This window comes from Hydrogenophaga taeniospiralis CCUG 15921 (assembly GCF_001592305.1).
In the GTDB taxonomy this organism is placed as follows: domain Bacteria; phylum Pseudomonadota; class Gammaproteobacteria; order Burkholderiales; family Burkholderiaceae_C; genus Hydrogenophaga; species Hydrogenophaga taeniospiralis.
On the sequence record NZ_BCWR01000001.1, the window covers coordinates 515801 to 534131 of the forward strand.

At 68.0% G+C, this 18331-nt stretch carries 18 protein-coding genes; 6 read left to right on the forward strand and 12 right to left on the reverse strand.

What is annotated here, in order from left to right; genetic code table 11:
- Positions 1-4 precede the first annotated feature (4 nt).
- From HTA01S_RS02355 to HTA01S_RS02385, 7 genes are all read right to left on the reverse strand, one after another.
- On the reverse strand, positions 5-1294 hold the full coding sequence (locus HTA01S_RS02355) for a hypothetical protein (protein ID WP_068166938.1): 1290 nt from the start codon (positions 1292-1294) through the stop codon (positions 5-7).
- Positions 1291-1770 carry a hypothetical protein gene (locus HTA01S_RS02360; RefSeq protein WP_068166939.1) on the reverse strand — a complete coding sequence of 160 codons (480 nt, stop codon included), beginning with the start codon at positions 1768-1770 and terminating at the stop codon, positions 1291-1293. The genes HTA01S_RS02355 and HTA01S_RS02360 overlap by 4 nt, the downstream gene beginning before the upstream one ends.
- The gene (locus HTA01S_RS02365; protein ID WP_068166940.1) at positions 1771-2667 is read right to left on the reverse strand and encodes a type II secretion system protein; all 897 of its coding nucleotides are present in this window, start codon (positions 2665-2667) and stop codon (positions 1771-1773) included.
- Between the two features lie 38 nt (positions 2668-2705).
- Positions 2706-3521: a type II secretion system protein gene (locus tag HTA01S_RS02370; protein ID WP_068166941.1), complete on the reverse strand. Its 816-nt coding sequence runs from the start codon at positions 3519-3521 to the stop codon at positions 2706-2708.
- A 223-nt stretch (positions 3522-3744) separates the two neighbouring features.
- Positions 3745-4452, reverse strand: coding sequence for a response regulator transcription factor (locus HTA01S_RS02375; protein ID WP_068166942.1), 708 nt, complete (start codon positions 4450-4452; stop codon positions 3745-3747).
- 3 nt (positions 4453-4455) lie between these two features.
- Positions 4456-6537: a sensor histidine kinase gene (locus HTA01S_RS02380; RefSeq protein ID WP_068166943.1), complete on the reverse strand. Its 2082-nt coding sequence runs from the start codon at positions 6535-6537 to the stop codon at positions 4456-4458.
- Positions 6538-6543: 6 nt separating this feature from the next.
- Complete coding sequence (locus tag HTA01S_RS02385; protein ID WP_068166944.1) at positions 6544-7200, reverse strand: DsbA family oxidoreductase; 657 nt, start codon at positions 7198-7200, stop codon at positions 6544-6546.
- 179 nt (positions 7201-7379) lie between these two features.
- On the opposite strand from HTA01S_RS02385, the gene aroE reads away from it, so the two are divergent.
- The 6 genes from aroE to HTA01S_RS02415 all read left to right on the forward strand — a co-directional run bounded on the left by aroE (position 7380) and on the right by HTA01S_RS02415 (position 12175).
- The gene (aroE, locus tag HTA01S_RS02390; RefSeq protein ID WP_068167128.1) at positions 7380-8201 is read left to right on the forward strand and encodes a shikimate dehydrogenase; all 822 of its coding nucleotides are present in this window, start codon (positions 7380-7382) and stop codon (positions 8199-8201) included.
- Between the two features lie 55 nt (positions 8202-8256).
- Entirely contained in the window at positions 8257-9144 is an 888-nt protein-coding gene (locus tag HTA01S_RS02395) for an EamA family transporter (protein WP_068166945.1), read from the forward strand.
- A gap of 62 nt (positions 9145-9206) precedes the next feature.
- Positions 9207-9449, forward strand: coding sequence for a helix-turn-helix domain-containing protein (locus HTA01S_RS02400; protein ID WP_084235778.1), 243 nt, complete (start codon positions 9207-9209; stop codon positions 9447-9449).
- Between the two features lie 117 nt (positions 9450-9566).
- Positions 9567-10304 carry a GntR family transcriptional regulator gene (locus HTA01S_RS02405; RefSeq protein WP_068166946.1) on the forward strand — a complete coding sequence of 246 codons (738 nt, stop codon included), beginning with the start codon at positions 9567-9569 and terminating at the stop codon, positions 10302-10304.
- Between the two features lie 10 nt (positions 10305-10314).
- Entirely contained in the window at positions 10315-11319 is a 1005-nt protein-coding gene (locus HTA01S_RS02410) for a tripartite tricarboxylate transporter substrate binding protein (protein WP_068166947.1), read from the forward strand.
- A 52-nt stretch (positions 11320-11371) separates the two neighbouring features.
- On the forward strand, positions 11372-12175 hold the full coding sequence (locus HTA01S_RS02415; protein WP_068166948.1) for an amidohydrolase family protein: 804 nt from the start codon (positions 11372-11374) through the stop codon (positions 12173-12175).
- Positions 12176-12274: 99 nt separating this feature from the next.
- Here HTA01S_RS02415 and HTA01S_RS02420 read toward each other — a convergent pair whose 3' ends face one another.
- The 5 genes from HTA01S_RS02420 to HTA01S_RS02440 form a co-directional block, all read right to left on the reverse strand.
- Positions 12275-13507: an amidohydrolase gene (locus HTA01S_RS02420; RefSeq protein ID WP_068166949.1), complete on the reverse strand. Its 1233-nt coding sequence runs from the start codon at positions 13505-13507 to the stop codon at positions 12275-12277.
- Between the two features lie 100 nt (positions 13508-13607).
- Positions 13608-14570: a porin gene (locus HTA01S_RS02425; protein WP_169804736.1), complete on the reverse strand. Its 963-nt coding sequence runs from the start codon at positions 14568-14570 to the stop codon at positions 13608-13610.
- 279 nt (positions 14571-14849) lie between these two features.
- Entirely contained in the window at positions 14850-15902 is a 1053-nt protein-coding gene (locus tag HTA01S_RS02430) for a TRAP transporter substrate-binding protein (RefSeq protein ID WP_068166951.1), read from the reverse strand.
- A 51-nt stretch (positions 15903-15953) separates the two neighbouring features.
- Positions 15954-16871, reverse strand: a complete 918-nt coding sequence (locus tag HTA01S_RS02435; protein WP_068166952.1) for a ketopantoate reductase family protein — start codon at positions 16869-16871, stop codon at positions 15954-15956.
- Positions 16872-16878: 7 nt separating this feature from the next.
- A complete protein-coding gene (locus HTA01S_RS02440) occupies positions 16879-18330 on the reverse strand; it encodes an aldehyde dehydrogenase (protein ID WP_068166953.1) in 1452 nt (483 codons plus the stop codon).
- Position 18331 lies beyond the last annotated feature (1 nt).

Genomic DNA, 18331 nt, shown 5'->3' on the forward strand with positions numbered 1-18331 from the left:
GCGCTCAGATGCTCTTGCCCGGCACGACCGGTTTCAACAGGTAGGCGAACGCCCCCGACGAACCGTCGTTGGGTGACACCGATTCGGCCTGCCAGCCCTGGGCCAGCAGCTCGGCCAGAAAGCGGCGCAATTCCTGGTTGGCCGGGCCGTCCACCACACCGTCCACGCGGAAGCGGGGTCTGGCCTGGCTGTCGGTCTTGATCAGTTGCACACGCTGCACCCGCACGCCGGGGCGCGCCGCCTGGCGCACCGTGGCCAGCATCTGGATGGGGTCGTGCACGGCGGCAAAACCGAGCTGGCGCACGAAAGTGGCCGCCGCGGGATCGAGGGCCGCGGTGTTGGCCCGGTCGACCTGGCTCACGCGCTGGCGCAGCTGCTCCGCTTCACCCCGCAGGGCCTGCAGGGCGGTCCTCTCCTGTTCGATCAGGTGGCTGGAGAAGAAGGCAAAGGCACCCAGGCCCACCGTCATCACCGCGATCAGCGCGGCCAGCGGCACCACGTAACGCTCGCTGAGCCAGGCCATGCGGCCCAGCCAGGGCGCCTGGATCGCCTGGGCATCCATGGCGTCGAGCAGGTGCGGCAGCACGGTGGCGCAGGCCACGTCGCCGATGCGGAACGCCTCGTGCGGCATCAGGCGCGCGTCGTTCAGGCCGGCCTCGGCCAGCTTGCCCAGCAGGCCTCGCTCCACGTCCAGATCGTCGGACAGCACGGCTCCCCAGCGCAGGCCCTTGGGTGCGCCGGTCCAGCCGCTGGCCTTGAGCTGCATCACCACGGTGCGCAAGGGGGCGTGCAGGTCGGCGGGGTCGCTGCCGATGGCCGTCGCGCCGGCGTAATGCATCTTGCCGCCCGCCGCGCTGAACGCATGCAGCTGCGAGCCCAGGTGCAGCACCTGCAACTGGTCGTCCGCGGCCTTGCCCAGGAACAGGCCGGCCAGCGGCACGATCAGGCAATGGTCGGGCTGCTGCTGCGACCAGGTCTGGAATTGCTGCCACAGGTCCAGCGGAATGGCGGTGTAGAGCACCGAGCTGCTGTCGTTGTGGCGTATCTGCCGGTGCACGAAGACCTGCAGGGGGCCGTCCACGGCGCCCTCGGCGCGCACCGCTTTTTCGATGATGGCCGCGGCGTATTCGGCCTTGCCCTTGCAGGACTGCACACCCACCTGGGACTGCGCGAACTCCACCACCACGAGCGCGGAGCCCTTCACGTCGGCCCAGGGCTGCAGCTCGCGGCAGCGGCCTTCGGCGAGCTGGAACCAACCCTGCGCGCAGACAAGAATGATCTGGTCAGGTTTCATGGGGCACCCAACGGAAAGTAGACAACACCGGACAGCTCCAGGCTGAAGCCCCGGTCATCGGGCAAGGCGGGCGTGAACAGGCCGGCCGTGGGGCTGACCACCGCCACGTCGAAACGATCGGCGGCAAACCACTGGAGGGCGCCACCACCGAGCTGCTGGCTCAGCAGGCGCTCGGCCTCCAGACGCGACACCGCCGAGGGCGCGCGCTGGACACGGCGGGTGCTCCAGCGGGTGGGGTCGATGCCCTCGCGCTCGGCCAGCGCGCGGATCTCGGCGTCCAGGCGCGCGTAGCGCTCGCGCTGCTCCACCACGGGCATCAGGCCACGCAACTGGACCAGCTCGGCCCGGGTGGACGCCACCTGTGCGCGGGCCTGGTTCAGTTGCGAGACCTGGCTCATGGCCAGCCAGGCCGCCGCCGCCAGGGCGACCGTCACCACTCCGAGGACGACCAGACGTCCATGACGGGAGATGGCCATTTACTGATCCATCATCCAGTGGGCCGTCAGCAGCGTGACGCGGTCTTCGTCGTACTGCCGGCCGGTGGTGGTCGCGGCGCCGGGGTTGTTCGGCCCGACCGCGGTGGGGTCGTTGCCGCTCTGGCTGTTGCCGTCGATGTTGCTGGCGATGGTGTTGTTGGCCTCCCAGGACGTGCCCGGGGCATTGGCGTCGGTGGTCTGGGTGTGGGCGGCACGATCCTGGATGCGGAAGCGGCCTTCACGCGAATCGGGCTTGCCGTCGACCAGCTGGTCCATGTAGCGGGCCAGGTCGGGCGTCAGCCCGCGCACCACCATCACGTTGCCTGCACCGCTGGCGGTGCCCGCCGGGTTCCACTGGAAACACACCTGCACTTCGGTGGAATTGCCGTTGCTGTCCTGGTAGACGTAGCGGTCTTCGTGGCCTTCGCCGCGGCCCGGCGGCAGGCGCACGCCGTGGCGGGTCATGAGCGTGCGCAGCGTCTGCACGGCCAGCGCGGTGTCGCCCGCGCCAGCCTGGTTGGCGGCGTAGCCCTGGCCTTCGCAGACCTTGGCGCCCGTGCCGCCGAAGTTCTCGGGGATGCCGGCAACGGCCTGGCCACCGGTGCGCTGGCAGGCACCCGTGCCACCAATGGTGGTCTCCGAGCCGTTGATCATGTAGGTGGGTGCCTGCTGGCAGTCACCGACCACGGTCCCTGTGCGCTGGTAGTACTGGTCGTACGCCATCTTCCACTGCTCCAGGAATTTGTTGGAGACCTTGGTGTATTCGGCGTTGCGCTGCACGTCCTTGCCGATGGCGATGGCACCGATGATCAGGCCGATCACCGCCAGCACCAGGGTCAACTCGATCAGCGTGAAGCCCGATTGGGCGCCGCGGCGGGCTTTGAAAGAAACGGTCATGGCGTGGTTCCCGAAGAGTGAGGAGTGAAGGCTGGGGGTCACTGGTTCATCTTGTAGACAGCGACCACGGTCACCACCTGGCTCTCGTCGCGCTGGAGGTTGTCGCCCGCCGCACCGGCACCACTGGCGACCGTGTCGTCGTTGGTGCGGTTCCACTGCACGCCGGGCGCGTTCGCGGTGCCGTTGGCCACGCCCTGCAGGCGGAAACGGCCTTCCTGGGCATCGGGCTTGCCGTCGACCATCTGGTCGAGCATGCGGGCCAGCTCGGGCGTGAGGCCCGAGACGATCATCACGTTGCCCGCACCTTCGGGGGCGCTGGGGTTGTTCCACTGGAAGCAGACCTGCACCTCCTGCGGGTTGCCGTTGCTGTCGAGGTAGACGTAGCGGTCTTCAAAACCCTCGGCACGGCCGGGCGGCATGCGGATGCCGGCCTGCGTCATCTGCGTGCGCAGGGTGGTGGCCGCGGCGACGGTGCGCGCGGTCATGGCGGCGTTGTCGGCCTTGTCGCACACCCGGGGCGGTGCCACGACGGCGGTCATGTTGCCACCCGAGATCGGCAGCACCCCGCCGGCCACGTAGGCGGCGCCGTTGACCATCAGGCGCGGCGACACCTGGTTGTCGCCCACGACCACGCCGGTGCGCTGGTAGTACTGGTTGTAGGACTGCTCCCACTGGTCGATGAACTTGTTCTTGACCTTGGTGAACTCCGCATTGCGCTGGACGTCCTTGCCAATGGCCATGGCGCCGATGATCAGGCCGATGACGGCCAGCACCACCGACAGCTCCACCAAGGTGAAACCGCCTTGACGTTGCTTTCTAGCAACACCACCAAATCGCTCAAATTCACGCTTCATTAAGACTCTCCAGTGATATTTTCATAACCGGAGTCAGTCTATGGACTACGTTTTCTGCGAATCTGTCACAACCTGTCACAAGTCGACAGAAACCTTGATAAAAGGCATGGCGCCATGGTCAAGGCTGGTTTAGGCGTGATTTATTGCACGCCGTACGGCATGGCGTGACGCGTTGCCCGGGGCAAGCGGTCTGGCGGCTCGGCATCACCGCCTGTGGCGGCGGTTATTCGATGCGCAGCGGACAGGCCAGCCGGTAGCCGCGGCCCCGCACAACGTTGAGCGCGTCCGCGGGAAAGCCCAGGCCATCGAGCTTTCGGCGCAGGCGCCGCACCAGGGAAAACAGGGCGTTGTTGAGGTCGACGTCGCCCTCTTCCTGCGCGGACCACAGCAGGCGCCTGAGGGTTTCGCTCTCCACCAGGCTGCCGTGTGACAGCGCCAGCGCGTGCAGCAGCATGACCTCGCGGCCGGTGAGCGGACTGGCCTGGCCGCCGGGGCAGACCAGTTGCCCCTTGGCGACCTGCAGCACCGGCTGGGCCTCGGTGGGCTCGGGCCGAATGGCGGCGGGTTGACCGCGTTTCACCAGGGCCGTGAGCGCCAGCTCCACCTCTTCCATTTCAGCGGGCTTGAGCAGGTACACGTCGGCCCCGCAGCGCCAGCCGGCCAGGCGATCAACCGGTGAGGTGCGCCCGGACAACATGACGATGCCCAGCCCCGGGTGCGCCGCCTTCACCCAGCGCGCCACCTCGATGCCGCTTTCCTGGGGCAGCCCCACGTCGAGCAGCAGCACGTCGGGCACACGCTCGGCCAGTGCCACGCGCACGCCCTGGCCATCGCTCACAGCGCGCACCCGCCAGACGCCGCTGTCGTTGAGGTAGTCCACCAGGGCTTCGCGCAAGTTGGTGAAGTCTTCGCAGACCAGTACATCCCACATCCGTCACCCCTTGTCCCCGCCCGGCGGCGGAAAAGTCGAACACCGCTCGCCCGCCGCCAGGATGGGCAGCACCAGCGTGAACGTCACCTCGCTGCCCTGCACGCTGCAGCCCACATCGCCGCCCAGCATCTGCGCCAGGCCCCGGACCCAGTACAGCCCCAGCCCCGAGCCGGAGTACTGGTGGGCGTTGGGGCCCCGGTAATACTTCTCGAACACCCGCTGCGGGTCCGGCATGCCCACCGCGCCCACCTGGTTGCGCACCGCCAGGGCGCATTGGGAGTTCCAGTCCCCGCTCATCGGGCGCACCGCCATATCCAGCACCACCATGGAGCCGGGCACGGAGTACTTGATCGCGTTGTCCACCAGGTTGCGGATCATCATCAGCACCCGCTCCAGCCCCCCGGCGACCACCCAGCGCCCGCCCTGCTCGAAGGACGACAGTTGCGCGGTGTCGACGGACGCATGCCGCACGTGCTCGGCCAGCAGGCGGTTGAGCAGCGCAGACAGCTCGCAGGTGCCCAGCGCCGCCTTGGCCGAGAGGCCCTCGTCGGCGTTCATGCGGTACTCCAGCTCGCTCGTGGCCTGCACCTGCTGCAACACCTCGCGCATCTGCTGCACCGACGCCTCGATGCGCTGCAGATCGCGCGCCGCCGCGTCTCGCGTGGCGTGGCCGATCTGGGGCAGCTTGCGCTCCAGCGCCGAGCGGGCCAGTGCCACCACGGACAAGGGCGAACGGATTTCGTGCAGCAACATGCTCAGGAAGCGCCCGTCTTCCTCGCGTTTCTGACGCTCGATGTGCATCTGCTGCTGGACCAGCGCGAACTCGCGCTGGTCCAGTTGCTGCTGACGGCTCAGCAGGAAGTTGCGCCGCAGCAGCACCAGATGGAGGAGCACAGCGGTCAGCAGGTTGATGAAGACGCCCGGGTACAGGTGCAGGAAACCCGCCTGAAACCAGCCCAGGTGGGCGACGTACAGGACGATGAAGTACGCCGTGGTGGTGATCGCATTGACCCGCAGCAGATTGAGCAGGAAGGTGTCATGGCAGCGCAGCATGAACACACTGACAAGACCCAGCCCCATGGAAACGGGCATCAGGATCGCCGGCAGCTGCAGCGCCAGATCGGAGCGCCCCACGGCCATCAGCAGTATCTGTGTGGGCAGGAACAGCAGCGTCAGCGTCTGCAGGCGCAGCAACCAGCGCGGCACGCCGTACAGCGCGTGAAACAGGCGATAGAACAAGGCCCCGAAGAAGAAGTGAAAGTAGCCGCACCAGACCGAGAGCAGATCGGCCGCGCGCGGCGCCTCGGGGAACAGGAACTGTGCCCCCAGCCCGAAATAGGAAAACATCGTCACCATCGACGTCAGCTGGAACAAGGCATTGACCGCCCAATAGCGGTCGCGCTGCAACGCTGCCGACATGGCCGACGCGCAGGCCAGCACGAAAACCACGCCGCCATACAGCCCCACACCGGCCAAGGTCCAGGCGTTTTCCCGGTGCGCCGTCCGGGGATCGATCACCCTCACCCGCACGTTGTGCGCGTTGCGCGTCTTCACGCGCACAAACGCCGCCACCCCGGCGGAGAACTCGGCCTCGGCGGTGAACGCAAGGTCTTCCCGGGGCCGCTGTGCGAACGCGAACCGGTCGCCCTGCTGCTCCAGTCGCCAACCGCCGGCCTGCCCCGCATCGCGCAGGTACAGGCGCACATCGTCCAGGTAGCTCGGTTGCACGACCAGCGCCCGCCGGCCGACCGTCCCTGAAGGCATCTCCACGCGAAACCAGCGCACCGCGCTTGAATACCCCAGCGACACCTGGGCACTCACCGGCTTGAACGCGCCCGCGGGCAGTGCCGCCACCTCGTCGATGTCAAGGTCCCCGCGCTCGTCGGAGTACAGCGACAGCTGGGCCAGGCTGTCCGCCCCGTCCACCCAGCGCGACAGGCCGATGTACAGCGACACGATGCCCACCGCGACCAACACCCCCAGCAGAAAGCTGCTGACGCCGGTCCATCTCTGGCGCCGATCCAGAAATGGGGTCTCATCACCCGGCGACTCGGAGAGGAGATGAGCGGTGCTGTCAAACGGCATCGCTGCTCAGGAACCCGCGGCGATCTGACGCAGCGCCTGCTCGAACACCTCGGCGGGCTGACCGCCCGAGATCAGGTGCCGGTCGTTGACGATGACCGCGGGCACCGAGTGAATGCCCTGGCGGTGGTAGAACTGCTCGCGCTCGCGCACCTCCTGCGCGAAGGCGTCGCTGGCCAGCACCTCGCGGGCGCGGGCTTCGTCCAGCCCCACGTCGACCACCGCGGCCAGCAGCACGGCGTGATCGGCCGGGCTTTCGGCGCGGCCGTGGTAGGCGGTCAGCAGCGCCTTCTTCAGCGCGTGCTGCTGGCCGGGCGCGCCCTCCTTGTCGGCCCAGGCGAGCAGGCGGTGCGCGTCAAAGGTGTTCCAGATGCGGCCCCGGCCTTCGGGCTTGAAGGTGAAGCCGGCCTCGGCCCCGCGCTGGCGGATGGTGGCGCGGATCTGCGCCTGCTGCTCGGCCGTGCTGCCGTATTTCTGGGTCAGGTGCTCGGTCACGTCCTGGCCTTCGGGGCCCATCTGCGGATTGAGCTCGAAGGGCTGGAAGTGCATCTCGGCGTGGATGTCGCCCTCTACGGCGGCCAGGGCCTGCTCCAGGGCGGACAGGCCAATGGCGCACCAGGGGCAGGACACGTCGGACACAAAGTCGATCTTGAGGTTCGTGGTCATGGGTTTACCTTCGCCCTGTGGGCTGCGGTGCGGGCTTGCTGGGGAACGGCCCGGCGCTGCGTTCATGCGGCGATGGTAGCGACAGCCGCCCGTGCCCGCAGTCCCCGGCCCGACCAGCCCCAGCGCCACGCATGGGCTTGCGCGACAATCGCCTCCCACCCACCGCGCCCCCGAGCACCATGACCGACCGTTACGCCGTCATCGGCCACCCCATTTCGCACAGCAAGTCGCCGCTGATCCACGGCCTGTTCGCCCAGGCCACGGGCCAGGACATCACATACACCGCCATCGAAGCCCCGCTCGACGGCTTCCGGGCCACGGTGGAAGCCTTTCGCGCCAGCGGCGGACGCGGCATGAATGTGACCCTGCCCTTCAAGCTGCAGGCCTTCGAGATCGCCACCGACCCGATGGAGTCCGCCCGCCTGGCCGGCGCGGTCAACGCGCTGAAGTTCGACGGCGAGCGCATCCATGCGCAGAACTTCGACGGCCTGGGTCTGGTGAACGACATCCAGCGCAACCTGGGCGTGTCGCTGGCGGGCAAACGCGTGCTGATCTGCGGCGCGGGCGGCGCCACGCGCGGCGCCATCGTGCCCATCGCCGCGCAGCGGCCCGCGCTCATCGCCATTGCCAACCGCAGCGCCGACAAGGCCCACGGCCTGAAGACCGACTTCGCCGGCCACGCCGCGCTGCAGACCGGCGGCTACGAAGACCTGGCCGGCGAATCGTTCGACGTGGTGCTCAATGCCACCTCCACCGGCCTCTCGCAGGCCGAGCTGCCGCTGCCCGCGGGCGTGTTCGCGCCCGGCGCGCTGGCCTACGAACTGGTCTACGGCAAGGGCCTCACGCCCTTCCTGCGGCAGGCGCAGGCCGCGGGCGTGACGCAGATCGCCGACGGCGTGGGCATGCTGGTGGAACAGGCGGCCGAGGCCTTCGAGTGGTGGCGCGGCGTGCGCCCCGTCACCCGCCCCGTGATCGACCAGCTCACCGTGCCGCTGGTCTGACCACACTCCCCGCACCGCCCAGCCAGCCCATGGCTTCGCGGCACCCGCACATCCCATGAACGCTTCCCGCTGGGCGCAAGCCCTGCCCCTGCTCGCCGTGTTCGGCTCGGTCGTCGCGCTGGGCATCGGCACATCCTTCGCCAAACAGCTGTTCCCGCAGGTCGGCTCGCTGGGCACCACGGCCCTGCGCGTGGGCTTTTCCGCGCTGTTGCTGCTGCTGATCTGGCGGCCCTGGCGCTGGCCGCTGTCGAAGGCCGACGCGAAGAGCCTGCTGCGCTACGGCGTGGCGCTGGGTTGCATGAACCTGATGTTCTACCAGTCGCTGCAGAGCATTCCGTTTGGCGTGGCCGTGGCCATCGAGTTCAGCGGGCCGCTCGCAGTAGCCTTCTTCACCTCGCGCCAGCGCATCGACACCCTCTGGATCGCGCTGGCCGCGGCTGGCCTGGGCCTGCTGCTGCCGCTGGGGCACGACGTCAGCTCGCTGGACCCGGTGGGCGTGGGCTTTGCGCTCGGCGCCGCCGTCTGCTGGGCGACCTACATCCTGTTCGGCAAAAAAGTCGGCCACCTGCACGCAGGCCACTCGGTGGCCCTGGGCCTGACCATGGCCGCGATCACGGTGGTGCCCTTCGGCATCTGGCACGCCGGCAGCGCGCTGCTGCAACCCGGGATCCTGCTCGTCGGCCTGGGCGTGGCGGCCGTGTCCAGCGCCATCCCAATCTCGCTGGAGATGGTCGCGCTCAAACGCCTGACCCCGGCGGCCTTCGGCGTGATGACCAGCATGGAGCCCGCCGTGGCCGCGCTGCTCGGCCTGCTGATGCTGGGCGAACAGCTCACCGGCCTGCAGTGGCTGGCGGTCATGCTGGTGATGGGCGCCGCCGCCGGCAGCGCGGCGACCGCGAAGCCCGATGCCCACCGCGGGCCGGCGGACGAGATCGTGCAGTGAAGCAGAGAGAAACGGCGCTGGTCGGCCATGGAAGCAGCCTCATGGGCTAATTTCCAAGCGTGATGAATCAAGTCACGCTGCGCGACTTCGATCAACTGTGCCTGCCGCCCGTCGAACCCCTGCAGCCCGAGCAGATCAAGCAGATCCGCGAAACCACAAGGGTCAGCCAGGCTGTCTTTGCACGCCTGTTGAACACCAGCCTCTCGACCGTGCAGAAGTGGGAGATTGGTCAAAAGAAGCCCACGGGCACCGCCCTCAAGCTGCTGCACCTGGTGCAAAAGCGCGGCATTGAGGTCGTGGCTTAGGCACACCACGGCGGCGGCCGACGCGCCCGGTGCCGCAACACCGCACGCACGAGCCCCAGCGACACCATAGGGTTCACCCTTATTCATCTAGTCCTATAGAGGACTATAGTACAGAACATGAACCCACCGCTTCGCCTCGTACCCGCCGAACCCGGCCTCAGCCGCTACGCCTCGCTCGCCCAGGCCCTGCGGGCCCGTGTGGTGGCGGGGGAATGGCCACCGGGCTCGGCCCTGCCGGCCGAAAGCCAGCTGGCCAGCGAGCACAGCGTGGCCCTGGGCACCATGCGCCGCGCCCTGGAGCTGCTGGTGGAGCAAGGCTTCATCGAGCGGATCCACGGCAAGGGCACTTTTGTCCGTCAGGGGCTGGCGGGCGCGTCCATGCTGCGCTTCTTCCGCTTCGACGGCGGCACGGGCGAGGTGCCGCTTTCGCGCATCCTGCAGCGCAGCCTTGTGAGCGCGCCAGCCGCGGTGTCGCGGGCGCTGGGCATCGGCACCGGGGAACCGGTTCTGCGCCTGCACCGCCTGCGCCTCATGGGCGGCCAGCCCTGCCTGTTGGAAGAACTCTGGCTGCCGCTCGACCTGTTTGAGCCGCTGGCCGACGACGACCTCAGCACCTGGGATGACTTGCTCTACCCCATGTTCGCGCGCCGCGTGCAGGTCCACGTGCACCGCGCGCTGGACGACATCGGCTTTGCCCAGCTCAGCGCCACACAGGCCCGCCACCTGGGCCTGCCCGCCGGCCACCCCTGCGCGCAAGTGCAGCGCTCGGCCTTCGACCTCACCGGGCGCTGCGTCGAACTGCGCACCACGCGCGGCGATGCCCACGCCTTTCACTACACCGTCACCATCACCTGAAGGGGCCCCCATGAGCAACATCTGCATTCCCATCGACGCCCGGCTCTCGCGCCGCACCCTCATCACGGCTGCGGGCGCTACCCTGGCCGCCCCCTGGATCGGCGCGCACGCGCAAGGCAAGATCGCTGGCGGCAAGCCGATCACGCTGGTCGTCTCCTACCCACCCGGCGGCGGCGCCGACCTCATGGCCCGCACCATCGCGCCCCGGCTGGAGGCCGCGCTCGGCCAGACCGTGGTGGTGGAAAACAAGGCCGGTGCCAGCGGCCAGCTGGCGGCCGGGCACGTGGCGCGTGCCGCGGCCGACGGCAGTGTGCTGCTGCTCGACGCCTCATCGTTTGCCGTCACGCCATCGCTTTTCCCCAAACTGCCCTACAACGCCTCCACCGCTTTCACGCCCCTGGCCGTGCTGGCCACATTTCCCAACGTGCTGGTGTGCACACCCAGCTTTGAAGCGAAGAGCGTGAAAGACGTGATCCGCCTGGCCAAGGCCCGTCCACTGGACTACGCCTCGTCGGGCAACGGTTCAGCGCAGCACCTGGCCGGCGCCCTGTTCGAGCAGCGCACCGGCGTGACGCTGACCCACGTGGCCTACCGCGGCGGCGGCCCCGCCATGAACGACGTGATGGGCGGCCAGGTGCCGCTGTTCTTTGCCAACGTGGCCTCGTCGCTCGGTCACATCAAGGCCGGCAAGCTGCGCCCGCTCGCCGTCACCAGCACGCTGCGCGCCCGCTCCCTGCCCGACGTGCCGACCATGGCCGAGGCCGGCGTCAGCGGTTACGAGGTGCTGGAGTGGAACCCGATCCTCGGGCCGGCTGGCATGGCCGCCGATGTGAAGGCCACGCTGGTAGCGGCGATCCGCAAGGCGCTGGAAGACGCCGAAGTGCTCGGCCGCATCCGCCAGCTCGGCGGCGACGTGTTTGCCGACGCCAGCCAGCAGAGCGCGGGCAAGTTCATCGCTGCGCAGCAGGCGCTGTGGGCCAAGGTGATCAAAGAGCGCGGCATCACCACCGGATGAGTGCCGCACGGTCGCCTGAAGGCGCTCAGCACCGCAGCGCGAAGGTACTCCAGTGAATGCGATCCCTGCATCCGTCCCGCGAGGCTGGGACTGCCATGTGCATGTGTTCGATCCCGTGCACCCTGCACAGGCCGGGCACTACCAGCCCGCGCTGCGCGACCTGCCCGAGATCGAGCAAACCGCTACGGCGCTGGGCGTGGGCCATCTCGTGCTGGTGCAACCCAGCGTCTATGGCACCGACAACGGCCTGATCCTGCGGGCGCTGGCCCGCGAGCCGGGCCTGCACCGGGGGGTGGTGGTGTTGGACACCTCCGTGACCGACGCCGAACTCGACACCATGCACCGGTTGGGCGTGCGCGGCGTGCGCTTCAACCTGGTGTCACCCGTGGGCAACGGCCCCAGTGCTTTTCGCGCCCTCGCTCCCCGGCTGAAGGCACGTGGCTGGCATGTGCAGTGGTACGCCCGGGCCGACCAACTGGCCGCCATTGCCGACCTGCACGAGGGCAGTGGCCTGATTCCCGTTCTCGACCATCTGGCCGGGCTGCACCCGGGCGTCGGCGCCACCGATCCCGCCTGGGCATCCTTGGAACGCCTGGCGGCGCAGGGCGCGTGGGTCAAGCTTTCGGGCTGGTACCGGCTGCAGGCCAGCGCGCCTTACGAGGCGCTGCACACCCACATCCAGCGTGTGGCGGAGACCCTGGGTGAGCGCCTGGTCTGGGGCTCCGACTGGCCGCACACCGCCTTCGAGCACGACGCCCTGCCGCCCTACGGCAGCCTCTGGCAGCCGGTGGTGCAGGCGCTCGGCGAATCCCGCGCCGCCGCCGTGCGCGTGGCAGGCCTCTGGCTCTACGACTGAGGCCTCAATGCCCGAGCGCACTGGTGTTGCACCGTATCTCCCTGGGCCTTGACCAATGCACCCTGTTCAGGTGCGTCATGAATGGACGATGGGATCGGCTCACACCACAGCAGGACGTGCCAGCGCACGCGCAGCCACCTCGCAGAACCAACGCACGCCCAAAGGCAGCGCCTCGTCGTTGAAGTCGTAGCAAGGGTGGTGGAGTGCGAACGACCCTTCGGACCCGAAATCGCCCCCGCCCTGCCCCAACCAAAGATAGGCGCCTGGCTTGCGCTGCAACATGAACGCGAAGTCTTCCGAGGTGAACGCCGCGCGTGGCGCCATCCGGGCCTGCAAGCCCACGGCCTCGGCCGCGTCGAGGGCCAGCGCGGCTTCGGCGGCGGTGTTGATGGTGGCGGGGTAATAGCGCTGGTAGTTCACTGCGACCGTGGTTCCGCTCGCCAGCGCGATGCCCTGAGCGGTGTCACGCAGCGCCGCTTCGATGCGATCCTGTGTGTCGGCGTCAAAGCTGCGCACGGTACCCGTGATCTTCACCTCTGCGGGCAGCACGTTGTGGCTGTGCCCGCCCTCCATGCGAGTGACGGAGAGAACGGCCGACTCGTTCGGATCGATCCGTCTGGAGACGATGGTGTTGAGCTGCACCACCAGCTGACTGGCCGCCAACAGGGCGTCCGGCGTGTGATGCGGCTGCGCGGCATGCCCCCCCTTGCCACGCACGGTGAGGTCGAACCGGTCGGCCGCCGCCATGATGGGGCCGGCCCGGGTTTGCGCATGACCCAAGGGCAGGTCGGGCCAGTTGTGAAGGGCATAGACGCTGTCGCAGGGAAAGCGCTCGAACAGCCCCTCTTCGATCATGCGGGCCGCACCGGCCAGCCCCTCTTCGGCCGGCTGGAAGATGAAATGCACCGAGCCGGTCAGGCCCAGCGCCCTGTGGGTCCGGGCCAGTTGACGCGCCGCGCCAATGAGCATCGCGGTGTGGCCGTCGTGGCCGCATCCGTGGTGTTTGCCCGCATGCCGGCTGGTGTAAGGCCGTTGTCCCAACTCCACCAGGGGCAAGGCGTCCATGTCGGCCCGAAGCCCGACACTGCGGCTGCGCTGCCCCTGCGGGTCGCTTACCGCGCTGTCGCCGCAATGCAAGGTCCCAACAACACCCGTGCCGCCCACGCCCTCACACACCTCCAGGCCCAGCAGGCGCAGGGCACTGGCCACGATGCCGGCCGTGCGGCGCTCCTCGTAGGCCAGCTCCGGGTGGGCGTGCAGATCCCGGCGCAAGCTGATCAGGTCCGGCAGCAGGTCCCCGACCGGGGAGGCATCGTTGGGCAAGAGGGGCATGGTTCTACCTGTCTGGTGTGGGGTCCCTGGTCCGCGCACCACGCACGAACCCGGGACCCGCTTTCAAGTCAGCGCAGTCCTGCTGCGCACTGAGAGTGCTTCAGAACGAGTGGGTCAAGCCCACGCCGTACACCTGCTTGGTGCCGTCGGCGACGTAGCGCTTGGACGCCACGTCGACGTAGACACCGGTGCGCTTGGACAGCGCGTAGTTCGCACCAACGGACACGACGCGCTGCTTCTTGATGCCGTCCACATCGGCGCTGCCCCAGCCGGCCTTCAGGGTCGTGGCACCCAGCGCATACGTCGCGCCCAGCGTCGTCACCTTGGCTTTAGACCCGGCGGCCGATTCGCTGACGTTGTACATGCCCATCAGCGTCACGCCAGCCAAGCGGCTGCGCAGACCGATGGATGTCTCCTTCGCACCCGCGCTGTTCTTTCCAGCGCCCAACATGGCCCGGGTGGTCCCGTCGTTGTAGACCAGCGAAGCCGCGCGGGTTCTCCCGTCGGCACCCTCCGGCTTCTCAGGCGAGAAGCTCACGTGCAGCGAAAGGTTGGAAAACTTGGCGGAGTCAAAGAAGACCGCATTGGCCACACGACCAGAACCGCCACCCACCGGGTCTGCCGAGTAGTTCCAGTGCCACAGGTCCCAGGCGGGCGACGCCACCCGGCTGAAGTTGTCCCATGCGTCAAAGGCCCAGTCCTGACTCTGGATCGCATCCACCGCGCGCCCCAGGCGCACGGCGCCGAATCCGCCCTTGAGGCCGACGGTGGTTTCGCCGTGCCACGCGGGCTTGGACCCGGCACCTTCAAGAGCGCCCGTGTCCAGCTCCAGGCGCTGACGCAGCTTGAACGTTGCCGCCAGACCGTTGCCCAGGTCTTCCGAGCCATCGAACTGGATATGGCTGCGTTTGATGGTCCCGAGGTGGGTCACCGACGCCTTGTCCCGGAACACGCCAACGTCAAGACTGCCACTGATCATGACGTTGGACTGGGCCATGGCAGCGCCACCGCCCAGCAAGAGCCCCATGGAGAGAAGGCATCGAATGCTTGTGGAGAGTTTCATTTGTTCCTCAAATAGTTGCTTTTGGACCGGCAGGTGGCCCATCGGCCACCACGCAGATCACCCTTTTGGGACATCCATCGGGGCCGGGTCATTGAAGCACCGGCGAACAAATTTCACGTCTCGTAATGAGGCCTCAAACAGCACGGCTTGTGTTTTTGAGCATTGGAAAAAAACAATCTTTGGTTGCAAGGGATGCACAACACCCGGTCCTGGGTGGCGGCCACATAAAAAACGGGGCCGGCGCATTTACCTCGCCGGCCCCGCTCGAAACTCGGGCGCTTACTTCGAGTACTGACCGACCAGCGCCCTCGCCTCCTCCAGCAGTTTCTTGGCATCGGCACCCTTGGCGGAGGTTTCCTTGACCCACTCGTCGTCCACCGAGTCGGTCGCCTTGACCCAGCGCTGGTACTCCGCCGCGCTCAGGTTCACCAGCGTCCCGCCGGCGTCTTTTGCCGCCTTCTTGTAGGTGGCCACCACCGCATCAAACCCGACCTCGCCAGCCCAGGCAGAAGTCGCCACCCCGCTGTTGCTGTCGATCACTTTCTTCAGGTCTGCAGGAAGGCTGTTGTACTTCGCCTCGTTCATGCCGAACAGGAAGATCGTGTTCGAGATGCGGGGCGAGCCTTCCGGCACGTCCAGGTGATGTTTGGTGAGCTCGGCGAGCCGAATGGCTGGCGAACCTTCCCAGGGCACCGCTGCACCATCGACCACGTTCTTGGACAAGGCTTCGGGCACCGCCGGCAGCGGCATGGCGACAGGGATCGCCCCCAGTGCCGCAATCATTCGGGCATTGGATCGTGTAGCCGCCCGGATCTTCAGGTTCTTCATGTCCTCCAGGCTCTGGGGCGCCTTGTCCTTGAAGTGAAAGAGAGCGCCATCATGGACGTGCATGAAGATGCGGCGAACGCCCTTGAACTCGTCCTGGGCGTTCTTGTCGACATAGGTCCACAGCGCCTGGCTGCCGGCCTTGGCCGAGCTGGCCATCCAGGGCAGCTCGAACACCTCCGCCTTGGTGAAGCGGCCCGCCGCATAGGTGGGCACCGTCCAGACAACGTCCACCACGCCATCCTTGACCTGGTCGTACAGCTGGCCGGGCGCTCCCCCCAGTTGCATGGCCGGGAAAATCTGGCACTTCAGGCGATCCCCGGACTCCTTGGCGACCTTGTCGCACCAAGGCTGGATGAGCTTCACATGCGCACTGGACGTGGCGGGAAGAAAGTGGTGGACGCGCAGCGTCACCTGCTGGGCCGCAGCGGGCAGCGCGGCGGTGGAAGCGAGCACGGCGAAGAAGCCGGCCACGATGGACGTGGGGGTGAATGTCGAGGTTTTCATGTTGTCTCCTTCAGGTTGGATCGAGGTGGGTGAACTGGCGGGGTCCACGGCTCAGAACGCCGTGGCTTCGATTTGTTTGACCAGGGTGTGCAGGGTGGACACGCAAGGTGTGGGAACACCGAGCCGTTCGCCGTGCGCGCGGACCTGGCCGTTGATGGCATCGACCTCGGTCGGTCGCCTGGCCATCAGGTCCTGCAGCATCGAGGGCTTGTGGTGCACGTGGTGTTCCATGGCGTGGTCGAGGTCGTGGTGCACGCCGTTGGCATCCACCAGAACACCCGCGGCCCGCGCCACGTCGACGACTTCCTGCGAGGTCCGGTGCACCAGGGCCCGGGTGTCCGGGTGCTGGCCGAGCTGGCCCACCGTGCTGCCGGTGACCGCGCAGATGCCGTTGAGCGCCGCGTTGAAGGCCACCTTGCGCCAGATGGCGGCCAGCACCTGGTCGTCCAGCTCGCAACTCAGGCCAGCCTGGTTGAAATCCGCCGCCAGCTGGACCAGCGCGGGGTTGCGCTGCCCGTCCGCCGACATGAAGCGGCTGTAGCCATTGCCGTGCGACTGCACATGACCAGGGCCCTTCATGTCGGCCGGCACCGTGGTGACCCCGATGGCAATCCGCTCACGGGGCACGAAGGCCTGCAGCTTCTCGACATTGCCCAGCCCGTTCTGCAGGCTGAGCACACAGGTATGAGGTCCGATCAGGTGCTGCGCGGCGCGCAGGGCGCTGTCCGTGTGCAGCGTCTTGGTGAAGACGATCAGCCAGTCTGGCGGGGTTGTCCCCTGCTCGGGTCGGCAGGCCTTCACCCGCACGTTCTGGGAGCCCTGGTCTGTATCGAGGGTCAGGCCCGCACGCTGGATTTCGCCGATGTGCCGTTCGTTGACGTCCAGCAGTTCCACGGTGTGGCCCTGCGCGGCCAGCAGACCGCCGAACAGGGAGCCCATGGCCCCTGCGCCCAGGATGGTGACGTTCATGGCGCGCTCAGAACGGGTAGTGGCGCGGAGCGGTCTGCAGCGTGATCCAGCGCAGGTCGGTGAAGGCCTCGATGCCGGCTTGGCCACCGAAGCGGCCCCAGCCGCTGGCCTTGACGCCGCCAAAGGGCATCTGCGCCTCGTCGTGCACGGTCGGGCCATTCACATGGCAGATGCCCGATTCGATGCGCTGGGCCACGCGCCAGCCGCGCGCGGTGTCGGCGGTGAAGACCGCGGCAGACAACCCGAAGGCGTTGTCGTTGGCGCAGGCAATGGCGGCCTCTTCACCGTCCACCCGCACGATGGCCTTGACCGGCGCGAAGGTCTCTTCGCTGTAGATGCGCATGTCGCGCGTCACGTGGTCCAGCAGCGTGGCCGGCATCAGCGTGTTCTCGGCCTTGCCGCCGCAGACCAGCTTGGCGCCCTTGGCCAGGGCGTCGTCGATCAGCTCGTTGACGCGATGGACAGTGCGCATGTCGACCACCGAGCCCAGCACCACCGGCCCCTGGCGCGGGTCACCCAGCGGCAGCGACTGGGCCTTGGCGGCCAGCTTGCTGACGAAGGCATCGGCCACCTTGGCGTCGACCACGATGCGCTCGGTGGACATGCAGATCTGCCCCGAGTTGGCGAAGGCGCCGAAGGCGGCACCGTTGACGGCCGCATCCAGGTCGGCGTCGTCGAGCACCAGCAGGGGCGCCTTGCCGCCGAGCTCCAGCACGGACGCCTTGAGGTGGGTGGCACACTTGGTGGCGATGATGCGGCCGACGTGGGTCGAGCCGGTGAAGTTCACGCGCCGCACGGCCGGGTGGGCGATCATGGCTTCCACCACCTCGGCCGCGTCGGCCGGCGCGTTGGTCACGAAGTTGACGACGCCCTTGGGCAGGCCGGCTTCCTGCAGCGCCTGGATGATCAGGCCATGGGTCGCCGGGCACAGCTCGCTGCCCTTGAGCACCACGGTGTTGCCGCAGGCCAGCGGCACGGCCACGGCACGCACGCCCAGGATCACCGGCGCGTTCCAGGGCGCCATGCCGAGCACCACGCCAGCGGCCTGGCGCGTGGCCATGGCCAGGCTACCGGGCACGTTGGAGGGAATCACCTGGCCGTTGATCTGGGTGGTCAGCGATGCGGCCTCGACCAGCATGTCGGCGGCCAGGTGCACGTTGAAGCCAGCCCAGAGACCAGAAGCACCGATCTCGGCGGCCATCGCGGCGGTGAACTCGGCCGCCTTGGCTTCCAGCGCGTGGGCGGCCTTGAGCAGCAGGGCGCGGCGTTCACCGGGCGAGGTGGCGGCCCAGGCCGGGAAAGCCGCAGCGGCGGCGTCGACGGCGATCACCGCATCCTGCACAGACGCGGCGGGTGCGGTGGTGGCGACCTTGCCGTCCAGCGGGTTGGAGCGGGTGAAGGTTGCGCCGCTTTGCGCCTGCACGGCTTCGCCGTTGATGAGCATGTTGATGGTGGTCATG

Coding starts and splice junctions, on each gene's coding strand:
- HTA01S_RS02355 (WP_068166938.1), bottom strand. CDS start 1,294: ATGAAACCTGACCAGATCATTCTTGTCTGCGCGCAGGGTTGGTTCCAG.
- HTA01S_RS02420 (WP_068166949.1), bottom strand. CDS start 13,507: ATGCCCCTCTTGCCCAACGATGCCTCCCCGGTCGGGGACCTGCTGCCG.
- HTA01S_RS02375 (WP_068166942.1), bottom strand. CDS start 4,452: ATGTGGGATGTACTGGTCTGCGAAGACTTCACCAACTTGCGCGAAGCC.
- HTA01S_RS02360 (WP_068166939.1), bottom strand. CDS start 1,770: ATGGCCATCTCCCGTCATGGACGTCTGGTCGTCCTCGGAGTGGTGACG.
- HTA01S_RS02435 (WP_068166952.1), bottom strand. CDS start 16,871: ATGAACGTCACCATCCTGGGCGCAGGGGCCATGGGCTCCCTGTTCGGC.
- HTA01S_RS02400 (WP_084235778.1), top strand. CDS start 9,207: ATGAATCAAGTCACGCTGCGCGACTTCGATCAACTGTGCCTGCCGCCC.
- HTA01S_RS02365 (WP_068166940.1), bottom strand. CDS start 2,667: ATGACCGTTTCTTTCAAAGCCCGCCGCGGCGCCCAATCGGGCTTCACG.
- HTA01S_RS02395 (WP_068166945.1), top strand. CDS start 8,257: ATGAACGCTTCCCGCTGGGCGCAAGCCCTGCCCCTGCTCGCCGTGTTC.
- HTA01S_RS02405 (WP_068166946.1), top strand. CDS start 9,567: ATGAACCCACCGCTTCGCCTCGTACCCGCCGAACCCGGCCTCAGCCGC.
- HTA01S_RS02380 (WP_068166943.1), bottom strand. CDS start 6,537: ATGCCGTTTGACAGCACCGCTCATCTCCTCTCCGAGTCGCCGGGTGAT.
- aroE (WP_068167128.1), top strand. CDS start 7,380: ATGACCGACCGTTACGCCGTCATCGGCCACCCCATTTCGCACAGCAAG.
- HTA01S_RS02385 (WP_068166944.1), bottom strand. CDS start 7,200: ATGACCACGAACCTCAAGATCGACTTTGTGTCCGACGTGTCCTGCCCC.
- HTA01S_RS02430 (WP_068166951.1), bottom strand. CDS start 15,902: ATGAAAACCTCGACATTCACCCCCACGTCCATCGTGGCCGGCTTCTTC.
- HTA01S_RS02370 (WP_068166941.1), bottom strand. CDS start 3,521: ATGAAGCGTGAATTTGAGCGATTTGGTGGTGTTGCTAGAAAGCAACGT.
- HTA01S_RS02440 (WP_068166953.1), bottom strand. CDS start 18,330: ATGACCACCATCAACATGCTCATCAACGGCGAAGCCGTGCAGGCGCAA.
- HTA01S_RS02425 (WP_169804736.1), bottom strand. CDS start 14,570: ATGAAACTCTCCACAAGCATTCGATGCCTTCTCTCCATGGGGCTCTTG.
- HTA01S_RS02410 (WP_068166947.1), top strand. CDS start 10,315: ATGAGCAACATCTGCATTCCCATCGACGCCCGGCTCTCGCGCCGCACC.